This window comes from Pseudomonas sp. HMSC063H08 (genome assembly GCF_001813645.1).
GTDB classification, from domain to species: Bacteria; Pseudomonadota; Gammaproteobacteria; order Pseudomonadales; family Pseudomonadaceae; genus Pseudomonas; species Pseudomonas aeruginosa.
Genome location: NZ_KV813388.1, coordinates 39,740 through 53,484, shown reverse-complemented (window position 1 = coordinate 53,484; position 13,745 = coordinate 39,740). Strand labels below are relative to the sequence as shown.

Here is a 13,745-nt window from a genome sequence, read left to right as displayed (position 1 = left end):
AAGGCTCCATCGGACGGCTCAGGGCGCGGTCACCAACTCGACAGGCGTCTCGACCACGCCGTCCTTCTCATGTTCCGGGGCTTGCCCAGCAAGCAGCTTGAGCGCGGTCTGGATACCGAACACCGCCTGCTTCGCGGCGAACTGGTCGGCAGTGGCCAGCACCCGGCCATCCTTGAGCATCGGCTTGATCGCCTGGATATTGTCGTAGCCGACCACCTTCACCTGCCCGGCGCGGCCCGCCGCGCGCACCGCCGATACCGCGCCGAGGGCCATGCTGTCGTTGCCGGCGAGCAGCGCCTTGAGGTCCGGATGCTCGTTGAGCATCGCCGAAGCCACCGCGTTGCCCTTCTCGATTTCCCAGTTGCCCGACTGCAAGGAGACGATCTTCATCCCCGCCGCGTCCATCGCATCCTTGAAGCCGGCGGTGCGCTGCTGGGCATTGGTGGTCGTGGAGACCCCTTCGATGATGCCGACCTCGTCACCGGCCTTCAGTCGCTTCGCCAGGTACTCGCCGACCAGCCGCGCGCCCTTGCGGTTGTCGGGTCCGACGAAGGGCACGCCGATCTTCTTCGCCTGCAGCACCTGCGGGTCGAAGCGGTTGTCGATGTTGACCACCACGATGCCGGCGTCCAGCGCTTTCTTCACCACCGGCACCAGCGCCTTGGAATCGGCCGGCGCGATCACCAGTGCGTCGACCCCGGAAACGATCATCTGCTCGACGATGCGGATCTGGCTGGAGGTATCGGTCTCGTCCTTGATGCCGTTGGAAACCAGTTCGAACCGGTCGGCATGCTCCTTCTGGTAGGCCTTGGCGCCGTCCTCCATGGTCAGGAAGAACTCGTTCGCCAGCGACTTCATCACCAGCGCGATCCTGGGCTTCTCGGGAGTTTCCGCGTGGACGGCGGACAGGGGCAGGAACGAGGAACAGGCAGTCAGCACAACGGCAGCCAACAGGCGCCGGGAAGCGACCCGCTTCATGGTGTATCCTCCAGCTTTTCTTATCGTTGTATTGAGGCTTTTCCAGGAGATTATCCAGACGCAAACGTTTGCGTTAGGTGAATATGCGTCGATCTGACAGATTCTGTCAATCGCCATGAGCAACTGTCGCGAACCGGTCGGGATCGGTTGGATTCTAGTTCGCTACGGCTGGGAAACGCAGGATATTTTGCTTGGCCGGCAGATCTCCCGCCGGCCGCTCAGCGCAACCGGTGCTTGTGCAACAGGCGGTAGAAGGTCGGCCGCGACACCCCGAGCATCCGCGCGGCCACGCTGAGGTTGTCGCCGTAACGGGCCAGCGCGTCGCACATCGCCTGGCGCTCGGCGCAGAGCTTGTAGACCTCCAGGCTGGACAACGGCGGGCCGTCGCCGCGCGCGCACTCCAGGCCGAGGTCCTGGGCCTCGATCTGCCGCCCCTCCGCCAGGACCAACCCGCGACGCACCCGGTTGGCCAGTTCGCGGACATTGCCCGGCCAGGCGTGCATCGCCATCGCCGCCAGCGCGTCCTCGCTGAAGCGGCGCGGGCGGCGGCCGGTCTCCAGGCTGTAGAGCCGGGAGAAATGATTGGCCAGCAGCGGCAGGTCCTCGCTCCGTTCGCGCAACGGCGCGGTGCCGACCTGCAGGACATTGAGCCGGTAGTAGAGGTCCTCGCGGAACGTCCCGGCGTCGATCGCCGCCTCCAGGTCGACATGGGTCGCCGCCAGCACCCGCACGTCCACCTCGACCGGCCGGTTACCGCCGACCCGCTCGATCTGCTGTTCCTGGAGAAAGCGCAACAGGTTGGCCTGCAACTCCAGCGGCAGGTCGCCGATCTCGTCGAGGAACAGAGTGCCGCCGTCGGCCGCCTCGATCCGTCCGACCTTGCGCTGGTGCGCGCCGGTGAAGGCGCCCTTCTCGTGGCCGAACAGCTCGGACTGGATCAGGTGCTCGGGAATCGCCCCGCAGTTGATCGCGACGAACGGCTTGTCCACGCGCCGCGACTGCCGGTGCAGGGTACGCGCGACCAGTTCCTTGCCGGTGCCGCTCTCGCCCCGGATCAGTACCGGCGAGTCGGTCGGCGCCAGCTTCGCCAGCAGCCGGCGCAGGTCGCGTACGGCCAGGCTCTCGCCGAGCAGTTCGTGCTCGCCCTCGGCATCGCCGGGCACCGTGCCGCGCCCGCGCAGGCGGGCCATGCCAAAGGCGCGGCCGAGGGTCACCTGCACCCGCGCCATGTCGAACGGCAAGGTATGGAAGTCGAAGAACCATTCGCAGACGAAATCGCCGACGCCATTCAGCGGCAAGGTGTCCGGGCTGAGCACGGCGATCCACTCGGTGCCGCTGCGGCTGATCAGGTCCTTCACCGTCTCCGGCCGCTCCAGGTGGAACGGCCGCAGGCGCAGCAGGCCGACGTCGCAAGCGCGTTCGCGCGCCGTTTCCAGCGCGCAGCTGTCCACTGCCCAACCCGCCTCGCGAAGGCCCGGCAACAGGCGCCGGCAATCGTCGCACGGGTCCACCACCAGCAGACGGCGGAGGTTCGATGCATCTAACATGTGTGCTCCTTTGCGGCGCCAATTCTTTGAACCGTCATAAAAACGGCATGTTGGCGCTCTGAAAGGAAAATCTAGCAATTTTTTGACGCGCGAAAGTGAATCTTTGTTTATATCGCCAATGCCGAAATCGTCTTATCAGTCGTAGCCGCGACGCTTGACTTCCAGGCGCCGGACGAACTCCTCCAGGACCAGCTTGTAGAGGTCGTCGCCGAGGTAGACATCCTCCACCCCGCAGTCGATGTTCGGGTTGTCGTTCACCTCGATCACCACCACCTTGTCGCCGGCCTGCTTCAGGTCCACCCCGTAGAGGCCGTCGCCGATCAGGTTGGCGGTCTTCACCGCCAGCTCCACCACCTTGCGCGGCGCCTCGTGCACGGGCATGGTGCGGAAATCGCCGCTGACCTCCTCGGCGTCCGGGCTGTGGTCGTAGATCTGCCAGTGGCCCTTGGACATGAAGTACTGGCAGGCGAAGATCGGCTTGCGGTTGAGCACGCCGATACGCCAGTCGTACTCGGTATAGAAGAACTCCTGGGCAAGGATCAGCACCGAGCGCTCGAACAGCTCGGCGCTGGCCGCCAGCAACTGCTCCTGGTCCTCCACCTTGATCACCCCGCGCGAGAAGCTGCCGTCGGGAATCTTCAGCACCAGCGGGAAGCCCAGGCGCTCGCCGACCTTCTCCAGTTCCTGCGGGTTCTCCTTGTAGAGAATCTCCGTGGCCGGCATGCCCAGCTTGTGGCTGCGCAGCAGGTCGGCCAGGTACACCTTGTTGGTGCAGCGCAGGATCGACACCGGGTCGTCCATCACCACCAACCCTTCGCTCTCGGCCTTCTTGGCGAAACGGTAGGTGTGGTCGGCGACATTGGTGGTCTCGCGGATGAACAGCGCGTCGTACTCGGCGATCCGCGAATAGTCCTTGCGCTCGATCAGGTCGACGTCGATGCCGAGGCTGCGGCCGACCCGCACGAAGTTCTTCAGCGCTTTGGCATCGGACGGCGGGAACGCCTCGCCGGGGTCGTGGAGGATCGCCAGGTCGTAGCGGAACGGCTTGCGCGAACGCGGCTTGCGCCAGATCTGCCGGCTGAAGCTGTCCAGGGCGTTGGCGAAGAGGTCCTCCTGATCCTCGCGCAGCTTGTGGATGGCGCCGGGCTTGATGCCCTCGATGTGCCAGGTGCGGTTGCGCTTGAACTCCACCAGCAGCAACGGGCAGGGAAACGCCTCGAACAACTGTCGCGCCAGGTCCTGCAACGGCTCGATGTCGGTACGGCCGAAATACAGGGTCAGGGTGAAACCATCGGTGCTGCCGTAGGGGTGCGCGGCCAGGGCCTTGTCCAGGGTGCGGTCGAGGTCCTCCAGGACCAGGCTGTACAGCGACTTCCTGGCCAGCTCGCTGATCGTCCGCACCGAGGGGATCACCTTGTGCCCGCGCGCCTCGGCGAGCAGCGAGCAGTAGTAGCCATGGCGCAGGTACTTGTAGTGCCGGCACAGGTTGATCACCTGGACCCGCTTGCCAGTGTCGTCGTCGATGGGCAGTTCCAGGTATTCCTGGGCGGTGACCACATCCTCGCTGGGGTAATAGGACGTCCAGTCTTCCTTGCGTTCCACGATGATGAACAGCTTGCTCACGACACCTCCCGGGGGGACAGCGAAACCACGGCGCATTCGGAACCGGCTTGCCGGCGCACGCATCCCGGCCAATACTCGGCGGGAATCCCTTGCGAAACCGCTCTATGGCGCCTGCCAGCAAACCGAAGCGTACAGCACCCATTACAGCACGCCCGCGCGGAAGTTCCCGCCCGCGGCCGTGGAGACCGCTATGAACCTGACCCTCCGCCCGGCCGGCGCGGACGACCTGTCCGCCCTGGTCGAGCTGGAAAACCGCTGCTTCGACTACGATCGCCTGTCCCGCCGCAACTTCCAGTGGATGCTCACCCGCGCCCACGCCAGCCTGACGGTAGCCGAGGGCGACGGCGGCGTGCTCGGCTACGCCCTGGTGCTGTTCCACGAAGGCACCTCGCTGGCCCGCCTCTACTCCATCGCCATCGACCCGCGCGCCCGCGGCATCGGCCTCGGCCAGAAGCTGCTGGAAGCCGCCGAGCAGGCCGCGCGGGACAACGACCGCGCCTACATGCGCCTGGAAGTGCGCCCGGACAACCGTGGCGCCATCGCCCTCTACGAGCGCAACGGCTACCGTCCCTTCGCCACCGTGCGCGACTACTACGAGGACCACAGCGAAGCGCTGCGCTTCGAGAAACGCATCCGCAACCCCGGCCACGACCAGCGCCGCCACGTGCCCTTCTACCGGCAGACCACCGATTTCACCTGCGGCCCGGCCTGCCTGCTGATGGCCATGGGCGCGCTGCAACCGGAGCGCCAGTTGACCCGCCGCGAGGAACTGCGCCTGTGGCGCGAGGCGACCACCATCTACATGACCGCCGGGCACGGCGGCTGTAGCCCCCAGGGCCTGGCGCTGGCCGCCTGGCGGCGCGGCTTCCGGGTCAAGCTGGTGCTGTCCGCCAGCGGCCCGCTGTTCCTCGACGGCGTACGCAACGAAGACAAGAAGGCGGTGATGCGCCTGGTCCACGAGGACTTCTGCGAGGAACTGGACGCCTCGGGCGTCGAGCAGAAGCGCTCGGCCAGGCTCGACATCCCGCGCCAGCTGGCCCGGGGCGGCCAGCCGCTGGTGCTGATCAGCAGCTACCGCCTGACCCGCTCCAAGGCTCCGCACTGGGTGCTGGTCACCCACTACGACGAGGACTTCGTCTACCTCCACGATCCCGACGTCGACCACAGCCAGCACCGCCAGCCGCTGGACTGCCAGCACATCCCGGTAAGCCACGCCGAGTTCGACAAGATGAGCCGCTTCGGCCGCAGCAAGCTGCGCGCGGCGGTGATCCTGTTCAACCCGGAATGATCCGCATCGCCCCGCCTTCCGGCGGGGAGATGTTCTCGCCTATCAATCAATTCCATCGATAGTGGCTAGTGAGACTATCCATTTTTCATTCGCCAACGCCGATGTTTACATAGTCGCCAGATCCCCGAATAACCAGAACGGAACTGGAGACGACACCATGAGCTACTCCGCCAAATCCTTCTCGGCCCTGATCAATGCCATGCGCGCCGACGGCATCACCCGCCTGGAACAACTGGCCCGCCAGCCCTTCCGCAACGCCCAGGGCTTCTGGAGCGCGGAGGCGAAGAAATGAAAGCCCTGCTCGACCGCCGTACCGATCCCACCTGGATGCTCTACGCCGCAATCATCGCCTGGCTGGCCTTCTCCGGTCTCTGACCGGCAGGCCACCGGCGCCTCGCCCTGCCGTTCCACGACGCTCCGGCGTCCACCTTTCTCCGGTGAAATACCGAGCTTTCGTCGCCAACATCGCCAGGCGAGGCCTGCGCAAACGTTTCACCCGTTCGCTGTCAAGAAAACCTTGTCAAAAAAGCTGATAGCAGCTTGCCAATATGCCAACGCCTTGGCATAACGGTGCCCAAAAAAGGCCTACAAGGACGTTCCTGATGCGCACCGTGAAAAAGGCTCTGCTGGTTGTCGGCGTGATCGTGCTGGCGGTCGTCGGGGTGGTGGTCTACTACGTCGCCAATCCCAACCTGCCCCACTACCAGGCGCCGAGCGAGGTACGCTACCTGCCGCAATGGAAGGACGAGGCCCGCCAGCGCTTCTACTACACGCCCCAGGGCACCCTGGTGAAGGGCCTGCACTACGACTGGTTCACCGCCCTCGAACTGCCCTTCTCCGAAGAACCCTTCGCCGCCCCCGAATACCTCGCCCGCTTCGGCTTCCTCGTCGATCCGCAGCAGAAGGCCAGCGACCTCAACCCCGGCAACCTGCCGGTGGGCTTCAGCCAGCACCGCGACGAGAAGACCGGCACCCGCTACCTGGACATCACCTGCGCCGCCTGCCACACCGGCGAACTGCGCTACCAGGGCAAGTCGCTGCGCATCGACGGCGGCGCCGCCATGCACTCCATCGCCGCCACCGTGCCGACCCTGCGCGGCGGCGCCTTCGGCCAGGCGCTCGGCGCGAGCATGGCCGCCACCTACTACAACCCGTTCAAGTTCAACCGCTTCGCCAGGAAAGTCCTCGGCGAACGCTACGAACAGGACAAGTCGCAACTGCGCGCCGACTTCAAGGCCGTGCTCGACACCCTCCTGCGCACCGCCTGGAACGACACCCGCCGCCACCTCTACCCCACCGAGGAAGGCCCCGGCCGCACCGACGCCTTCGGGCGCATCGCCAACAGCGTCTTCGGCGATGCCATCGACCCGGGCAACTATCGCGTCGCCAACGCCCCGGTGAGCTATCCGCAGGTCTGGGACATCTGGAAATTCGACTGGGTGCAATGGAACGGCTCGGCCATGCAGCCGATGGCGCGCAACATCGGCGAGGCCCTCGGCGTCGGCGCGCGCCTGCAGATCTTCGACGAGCACGGTCAGCCGCTGCGGGGCGAGCAGCGCTACGCCTCCAGCGTACGCCTGCATGACCTGCACGCCCTGGAAGAAACCCTGCAACAGCTGAAACCGCCGACCTGGCCGGAAGACCTCTTCGGCCGCATCGACCTGCAACGCGCCTCCCAGGGCCGCGCCCTGTTCGAAGCCAACTGCGCCTTCTGCCATGCGCCCAAGGTGCAACCGGCGGAATACGCCGCCCCCGGACGCAATCCCGAGTGGCGCATGCACATGGTGCCGACCGAGGTGATCGGCACCGACCCGACCACCGCCGACAACATCGCCGACCACCGCTACGACCTGCGCAAGCTCGGCTGGAGCGTCGACGAACTGGCGCGGATGAACGTCCAGCTGATCGGCGCCGATCCGCAGCAACTCGACCTCTCGCAACTGTCCTCGGCCAAGGGCCTGGCCTACATCACCGCCTTCGTCGAGCAGCGCGCCTACCGGGACGCCGGCATCCCGCCGGAACAGCAGAAGACCATGAACGGCTTTGACCTGCCGATCGGTGTACAGGAACTGCGCGCCTACAAGGCCCGCCCGCTGGACGGCGTCTGGGCGACCCCGCCATTCCTGCACAACGGCTCGGTGCCCAACCTGTTCCAACTGCTCTCCCCGGCCGCCGAACGCTCGCCGCAGTTCTACGTCGGCACCTTCGAATTCGATCCGAAATTCGTCGGATTCCGCACCGAGAAATTCCCCGGCGGCTTCCTCCTCGACACCCGTCTCACCGGCAACCGCAACAGCGGCCACGAATTCCGCGACGGCTGCCGGCAGAACGGCGTGATCGGCCGCGCCCTCAGCCCGGAAGAACGCTGGGCGCTGGTGGAATACCTGAAGGTGCTCGGCAACCCCGAATTCGAGCGCCGCCTGGTCCCGGCCCAGACCCCACCCTGGACGCCCGGCCCGAAATGCCCGGCGCCGGAGCAACGGACCGCGCAACGCTGAACCTGGGAAATGGAGAAGCGCGAGGCATGGCGCCGCCGCCCCTCTCCACCCCGAGCAGCCCCTCTCCCTTCAGGGGGGACGCCTAGCCAGAGGACGGGGAGAAGCAATCGTGGCGCACTCCCCGCCCAAGAAGAATAAAAGCCCACAGCCAACGCACACCACCAAGGACACCCACTCCATGCGCGCACTCCTCACCCACGCCTGGCTGTTCCTCGGCAAATGGCTCGGCCGCCTGCTCCTCCTGCTGCTGGCCGTCGGCCTCGGCGGCTGGGCCATCGGCAGCCTCTACTACGCCTGGAAATTCTCCGGCCCGGTGTCCGCGGAAGAGCAGATCGCCCCGGACGAAGCCCGCATCACCCAAGCGATCATCCAGGACGCCATCCGCGTGGTCGAACAGCACCGCGACAACACCCGCGTCCTGCGCGATGCCCACGCCAAGGCCCACGGCTGCGTGAAGGCCGAGTTCAAGGTACGCGCCGACCTCGACCCGACCCTGCGTCGCGGCGTGTTCGCCGAAGCGGGCAAGAGCTGGAACGCCTGGGTGCGCTTCTCCAACGGCAACGCCTACCCGCAGTTCGACAGCAAGAACGACGCGCGCGGCATGGCCATCAAGCTGCTCGACGTGCCCGGCGAAAAACTCCTGCCCGGCCGCGGCCATGACGGCGAGCAGGACTTCGTCATGTTCAACCAGCCGGTGTTCTTCATCCGCGACATCGCCGAATACCGGCAGAACTTCGCCGCCCAGGCCGACGGCAAGAAAGCCCTGGCCTTCTTCCCCAACTGGAACCCCGCCAGCTGGGAACTGCGCCACCTGCTGATCGCCCTGCGCACCCTCGCCCCCGCCCCGGACAGCCCGCTGCACGCCGGCTACAACGGCATCTCGCCGTACAAGCTGGGCGAACACAACATCAAGTTCCGCGTCGTCCCCGCCCCGGAGAAATGCCCGGCCTACCAGCTACCGAAGCAGAACCAGGACCTGCCCAACTTCCTCCGCGCCGCCCTGTACCAGCAACTCTCTATCGACCGCACCCCCGCCTGCTACGCCTTCCAGGTGCAGCGCCAGGACCCGGCCAAGTACATGCCCATCGAAGACACCAGCGTCGAATGGAAGGAGTCGGACGCGCCCTTCGCTACCATAGCTGACATCATTGTGCCAGCTCAGGATTTTGATAGCCGGGAACAGAACCTGTTCTGTGACAACCTCTCGTTCAACCCCTGGCACGCGCTGCCGGAGCATCGGCCGATCGGCGGGATCAACCGGTTGCGGAAGGCGGTTTACGAGGCGGTCAGTGGGTATAGGTTGGGGAGAAATGGGTGAGGGGTTGGGTGGAAGGTAGCTGCGTATGGAGGCTCTTATTGGTATGGATTTCGCCAATCTGGACTGGCAGAAAACGGCCAGAAGCGGCCGTTCGGAACAGACTTCTTACTACCCATAGTTGCCGGTCATTTACGTCTACAGAGTCAAGGGAGATATAGAGTTAGGATTGAGGAAATATAGATTCGCGTACAATATTCGATTGATAACTGGGTGCTCTGTCTGACGGAAAAATGAGGTGAGCGCATCAATTTCCTCAGAAATAATGTCATTTTTTATTGCGCCGCCTCGGCAGCTGAGGCAGATTGCCATCAGCAGCAGGTCGCGGGACAACTCTGTATACTGCACCACTTCATTTATAAATAGTAAGGAGTGCGGCAGTAATATTTTGGAATGGAGAGACACATGAGCGGCTTCAAGGTTATCGAACAAAAGAATATATCAGATTCGCTTGTTTCGAGTATTGAGACTCGCGATGTTGCTCTCTGGATCAGAGAGCTAGGCGATATTGAATCTACTGATCCGATAATTGCCTTTGCAAGCTTGCCGTGGCGCGCGATCTTTATTGAGAATTACAATGCTAATTTAGTTAGCGCGCTAGAAAACGCTTCCGATTTTGATTCTATAGAAACAAGAAGGCGAGGATTTGTACAGATAATCGATAACGATCCAACGGCCTCTCAATTGCCTCATCGTTGCCTGCCGGTATATCTGCTGAACGGCAAAAATGAAGCTAACGCAACCGATTTCAAAAGTAGACTGCGACACCTGTCCATGCTGAACGTCTTACAAGAGTCTCAAGTAAGAAGTGTCGTCGTGATAGGTGACGGTGAAGATATCATACCTCCGTCACTTACAGAGCTTTGGAAAGCTGGTTTCCAGTCTTACTTAACTGTTTGCAGTCAGCGCCAAGACGCAACTGATTTACTTACAAAATGGGTGGAAAGTCACTCGCGTGCAAAAGTCGTAAACTTATTATCTTTAGATATAACTAGCGCAGCCATCGAAACCGTCTCCAAGTATCGGCAGACGTATCCTGAGCATGCAACAATTGTAAGAATGAAAGATAGGAGGGGGGATTTCAAAAATATCGACCTATCATTTGTCGATGATTTGCAACGTCCAATTACAGAAAACTATAAATTAATTCAGCTTCAAGATCTCTCCCCGTTGCTCCCGGAAGAGCTAGCTGAAAAAGATTTTATCGAATTTTTTCAAAATACAGACTCTTCATGGAGACCGTACAGAGCCGGTTTACCGTGGATCAAGGATAAAACTTCAGGAAAAAAACTTCTTTCTTTAGTTAGCCGGCTTGATACCGTTGGGGCTGATGAAAACTGCATCGCTTATATAACAGCAGAATCAGGAGCCGGCGGGACTACATGTGCTCACGCTCTCGGCTGGGAGTTGGCTAGCAAAGGTTATCCTGTCCTTGTCGCTAAGCAATTTCCGTTTATTCCAGATGCACTTAGTATCTCAAATTTTTTAACGAGGGCTCATCAAGCTTTTTCTGCAGATCATGGAGAAGAGTCTGAGCCAATTGGGATAGAGTCTTCAAAAGGGTCAGGGTCAAAAAAATATGAAACACCTTGGATCATAATTTTTGACGTTATTCATTGGCAAGGGCGCGACGGAGAACTATTAAGATTCAATCAAGAATTGATCAAGTCTGGCAGACCAGTATGCACGCTCATAGTAAGTAGCCCTGTGGTTGGATTGGCATTCTATACCTCTCCTACATTTAAGCGTATAGCTGAACTGAATCATGCACTCGATGAACGAAGCACGCTTGAACTTGGTCAGCACTTAAATCGCTATCTTAAAGTTTACGGGAAAGCTAGAAGTCAAAGCCAGTGGAATAGTTTCTACCGAGCTCACAGCATTGAGAATCTGGAAGGTCTTGCATCATTCTGGGTCATACTTTCCTTCTGGATTCAAGGAGAATATGACTTAAACGAGTCGATCCAATCATGGATGTTCAGAAAATTCTGTGAGAATACTGAAAGTAAAAATATCCGCCTGGCAGTGTTAGAAATTGCAGCACTGAGTTCTGAAAGAATACCGATGCCTGAGGGCTTGCTACTAAAATCCGATAGTGAATGGCCAATGTCACATCTTCTAGAGGACCGAAGAACAGAATTGGCGTCGCTAGGGCTAGTAAAGGTTGCAGCTAATGGAGAGCGCTATTGGGCATTAATTCATGACATATTGGGTCGTTATTTAATTAATGCTCTTTTTTTTGATAACGAAAAGCGCAATGATCTGGGCTTTTCCGAAGCCCGCGATGCAGAGCATTTAAGATTCTTACTACTGGAAAGAGTTTCTAAGAAGCCTCAACTTGGAGAGATTCGCTATCGAGCCGTGGGCGAAGATTTCGCAAAATCGATATTTAAAATTGACCCTGCACATGGCCGCGCAAATTTTATGTTTTTTTGGCGATCAGTTCTCAAAGCCTTAGACAATATGCCAGCGGGCCTTAAGAATACAAGTCGTGTATTTCGTCACCATAGCGCCATCTCACGTCGGCGTATTGCGAAGTTTGACGAAAAAGCAAATCTTGTCACTCCGAACGAACGAAAGTCGTTGCTCAATGCGGCCATCGTAGATATCCGCTACGCATTAGAATTTATTCAATTTGAATCAGGATCTGAGCCTGACATTAATCTTTATAACTCTTTAGCAAACGCTTACTTAGATTTTGCCAAGATTGAAGCTGCGCAAGGTGCATCTAGAGATATAGTTCTTGAGTATATGCAAGCGGCAAGCCAGGCAACTCGAAAGGCATACGAACAAAATCCGAGCAGTCCCTTTGTTATGGAAACTTATGTTAAGCACTTGCTGGAGGAAACATCATTAGAAGCTCCAGATAAAGCAATCGCTCACTGCATCGAAGTGTTGGGGGTCATATTTTCCGCGCTCACATCTAATGCGCACACTGCTCGAAACATGCAATGGCAAGGCCTTGCCGATGAAGCAATAAAAAAATTATTTAACCTCACACCTCTAGACTCCCTTTCGGCTGATCCCGTAAACAGTACAGACTTACTAATAAATGCATGGAAACTCTTGGCCGGCGGAAGCGAAAGCGGCCAATTGGACTTGGCGAATGCGAGTACCACCCAACAAAATGCCGCGCTTAAAATGTTGGACCATCCTATAGGAAGAGGTAACATTCAAGTTTTACGATTAAAGTACGAGCTTGTATGCATTACATCTCCGTTTGATTTCAAAAAACAACTAGAGCTAGTTGAGGAGGTGGTCTTATCTACATATCAAGAGCCTTTGCAGATAAGGCTAGAGTATGCCATTCTTTTATTTCAAGAAAATAGACCTGTCGAAGCTGATAAAATATTCCGTGGCTTACGGCAACTTTGGAGAACTACTGAGCATTATGTCCAAGTGCCATCGAGACTCAGGTGGCTCCGTGTACCAGGAACTGAAAATCTTCAAGTGGTCCATGCCGTCGCAGGATCCGATTACGAGCGTCGCGGGCTAGCTACTGTTAAGGAATTTGTCAATATAGGCGTGCCTTTTAGGGTTGAGGAGTTCGGATATCGGCAGCTCCGCCCCGGGATGCAGTTTGTTGCTCAGGTATCGTTTGGACATAATGGTCCGTTTTTACGTCCTGTTTTGGTAGCAAACTCTCAAGAAGAGCTCGGGATATGAGTGATGATATCGCGAGCTATGCAGGTAAACTCGGGATGCAAATAAAACGTCGCAACGTTTTAGTTGAGGGCACATCAGACGTCGCTTTAATACATCTCGTTGGCCAGCTTGAAAAGCAGCGCTCCGGATTGGATTTTTTGGAGGACCTAGCATTTCTAGCTGCTGGAGAAAGAGAACAGGGTGGAGTGGACGGGCTTCTTAGAGAGTTGATAACTTTTAGAAGCCTAGGTCGAAACGTGATGGACGCCAATGGGAAGCAGATCTATAGATTCGTAGGGCTATTTGATAATGATCATGCTGGTCGGAGGGCAATCGCGACAGCAAAAAGTGTAGGTGGTTTGTTAGAGTATAGAGATGTATTCCGGCTTATGCCTATTATGCCACTACCCGGGAATCTAGACCAAAAAACAGTCGAAGCTGCATTTAAAAAGAATAATGAATCTTACAGGGGGATGGATTGGGAGATTGAAGATTTAATATCCGAAGAGCTAGCACTTGCATTTATTGAAGAATTTGGGGGAGCGGTAAAAACCAACATAGCGAAAGCAGATAAAACACATCGCGAATTTACCAAAGATGGAAAGGCTAAATTTCATCGGTACATTAAGGAAAATGCTATACGACAGGATTTAGAAGAGGTTTTGAAATTGATTTCTGCGTTGCGGTACTACTTCAATTTGCCTATTCCTAATTCCCACCATACCTAAATGGCTCGTTAGGCTGAGATTAAAATTTTAACCGTGAGCAAGGAACCTAGGCTCGGTTCCTGTAGCGGTGTGTAAAAAGGCGTTTCCAACGGTCAGTATGTGGGCATTTTGGCAGGACCGAAT

At 58.6% G+C, this 13,745-nt stretch carries 9 protein-coding genes; 6 read left to right on the top strand and 3 right to left on the bottom strand.

The features are described from left to right. Positions 1-18: 18 nt before the first annotated feature. The 3 genes from HMPREF2924_RS08000 to HMPREF2924_RS07990 all read right to left on the bottom strand — a co-directional run bounded on the left by HMPREF2924_RS08000 (position 19) and on the right by HMPREF2924_RS07990 (position 4,148). Complete coding sequence (locus HMPREF2924_RS08000) at positions 19-978, bottom strand: sugar ABC transporter substrate-binding protein (RefSeq protein ID WP_003160123.1); 960 nt, start codon at positions 976-978, stop codon at positions 19-21. A gap of 218 nt (positions 979-1,196) precedes the next feature. Continuing rightward, positions 1,197-2,525, bottom strand: coding sequence for a sigma-54 dependent transcriptional regulator (locus tag HMPREF2924_RS07995; protein WP_004363675.1), 1,329 nt, complete (start codon positions 2,523-2,525; stop codon positions 1,197-1,199). Between the two features lie 135 nt (positions 2,526-2,660). Then, complete coding sequence (locus HMPREF2924_RS07990; protein ID WP_003088294.1) at positions 2,661-4,148, bottom strand: RimK family protein; 1,488 nt, start codon at positions 4,146-4,148, stop codon at positions 2,661-2,663. 190 nt (positions 4,149-4,338) lie between these two features. On the opposite strand from HMPREF2924_RS07990, the gene HMPREF2924_RS07985 reads away from it, so the two are divergent. The 6 genes from HMPREF2924_RS07985 to HMPREF2924_RS35440 all read left to right on the top strand — a co-directional run bounded on the left by HMPREF2924_RS07985 (position 4,339) and on the right by HMPREF2924_RS35440 (position 13,622). Then, a complete protein-coding gene (locus HMPREF2924_RS07985; protein WP_003088292.1) occupies positions 4,339-5,436 on the top strand; it encodes a GNAT family N-acetyltransferase/peptidase C39 family protein in 1,098 nt (365 codons plus the stop codon). Between the two features lie 157 nt (positions 5,437-5,593). Next, positions 5,594-5,728, top strand: coding sequence for a hypothetical protein (locus tag HMPREF2924_RS36355; RefSeq protein ID WP_003088290.1), 135 nt, complete (start codon positions 5,594-5,596; stop codon positions 5,726-5,728). A 310-nt stretch (positions 5,729-6,038) separates the two neighbouring features. Next, positions 6,039-7,934, top strand: a complete 1,896-nt coding sequence (locus HMPREF2924_RS07980; protein ID WP_003139800.1) for a di-heme-cytochrome C peroxidase — start codon at positions 6,039-6,041, stop codon at positions 7,932-7,934. 178 nt (positions 7,935-8,112) lie between these two features. Beyond that, complete coding sequence (locus HMPREF2924_RS07975) at positions 8,113-9,252, top strand: catalase family protein (RefSeq protein ID WP_003088286.1); 1,140 nt, start codon at positions 8,113-8,115, stop codon at positions 9,250-9,252. Positions 9,253-9,654: 402 nt separating this feature from the next. After that, complete coding sequence (locus HMPREF2924_RS35445; RefSeq protein ID WP_023094765.1) at positions 9,655-12,915, top strand: hypothetical protein; 3,261 nt, start codon at positions 9,655-9,657, stop codon at positions 12,913-12,915. Next, complete coding sequence (locus HMPREF2924_RS35440) at positions 12,912-13,622, top strand: hypothetical protein (protein WP_023094766.1); 711 nt, start codon at positions 12,912-12,914, stop codon at positions 13,620-13,622. The genes HMPREF2924_RS35445 and HMPREF2924_RS35440 overlap by 4 nt, the downstream gene beginning before the upstream one ends. Positions 13,623-13,745: the final 123 nt, after the last annotated feature.

Coding starts and splice junctions, on each gene's coding strand:
- HMPREF2924_RS08000 (WP_003160123.1), bottom strand. CDS start 978: ATGAAGCGGGTCGCTTCCCGGCGCCTGTTGGCTGCCGTTGTGCTGACT.
- HMPREF2924_RS07995 (WP_004363675.1), bottom strand. CDS start 2,525: ATGTTAGATGCATCGAACCTCCGCCGTCTGCTGGTGGTGGACCCGTGC.
- HMPREF2924_RS07985 (WP_003088292.1), top strand. CDS start 4,339: ATGAACCTGACCCTCCGCCCGGCCGGCGCGGACGACCTGTCCGCCCTG.
- HMPREF2924_RS36355 (WP_003088290.1), top strand. CDS start 5,594: ATGAGCTACTCCGCCAAATCCTTCTCGGCCCTGATCAATGCCATGCGC.
- HMPREF2924_RS07980 (WP_003139800.1), top strand. CDS start 6,039: ATGCGCACCGTGAAAAAGGCTCTGCTGGTTGTCGGCGTGATCGTGCTG.
- HMPREF2924_RS07975 (WP_003088286.1), top strand. CDS start 8,113: ATGCGCGCACTCCTCACCCACGCCTGGCTGTTCCTCGGCAAATGGCTC.
- HMPREF2924_RS35445 (WP_023094765.1), top strand. CDS start 9,655: ATGAGCGGCTTCAAGGTTATCGAACAAAAGAATATATCAGATTCGCTT.
- HMPREF2924_RS35440 (WP_023094766.1), top strand. CDS start 12,912: ATGAGTGATGATATCGCGAGCTATGCAGGTAAACTCGGGATGCAAATA.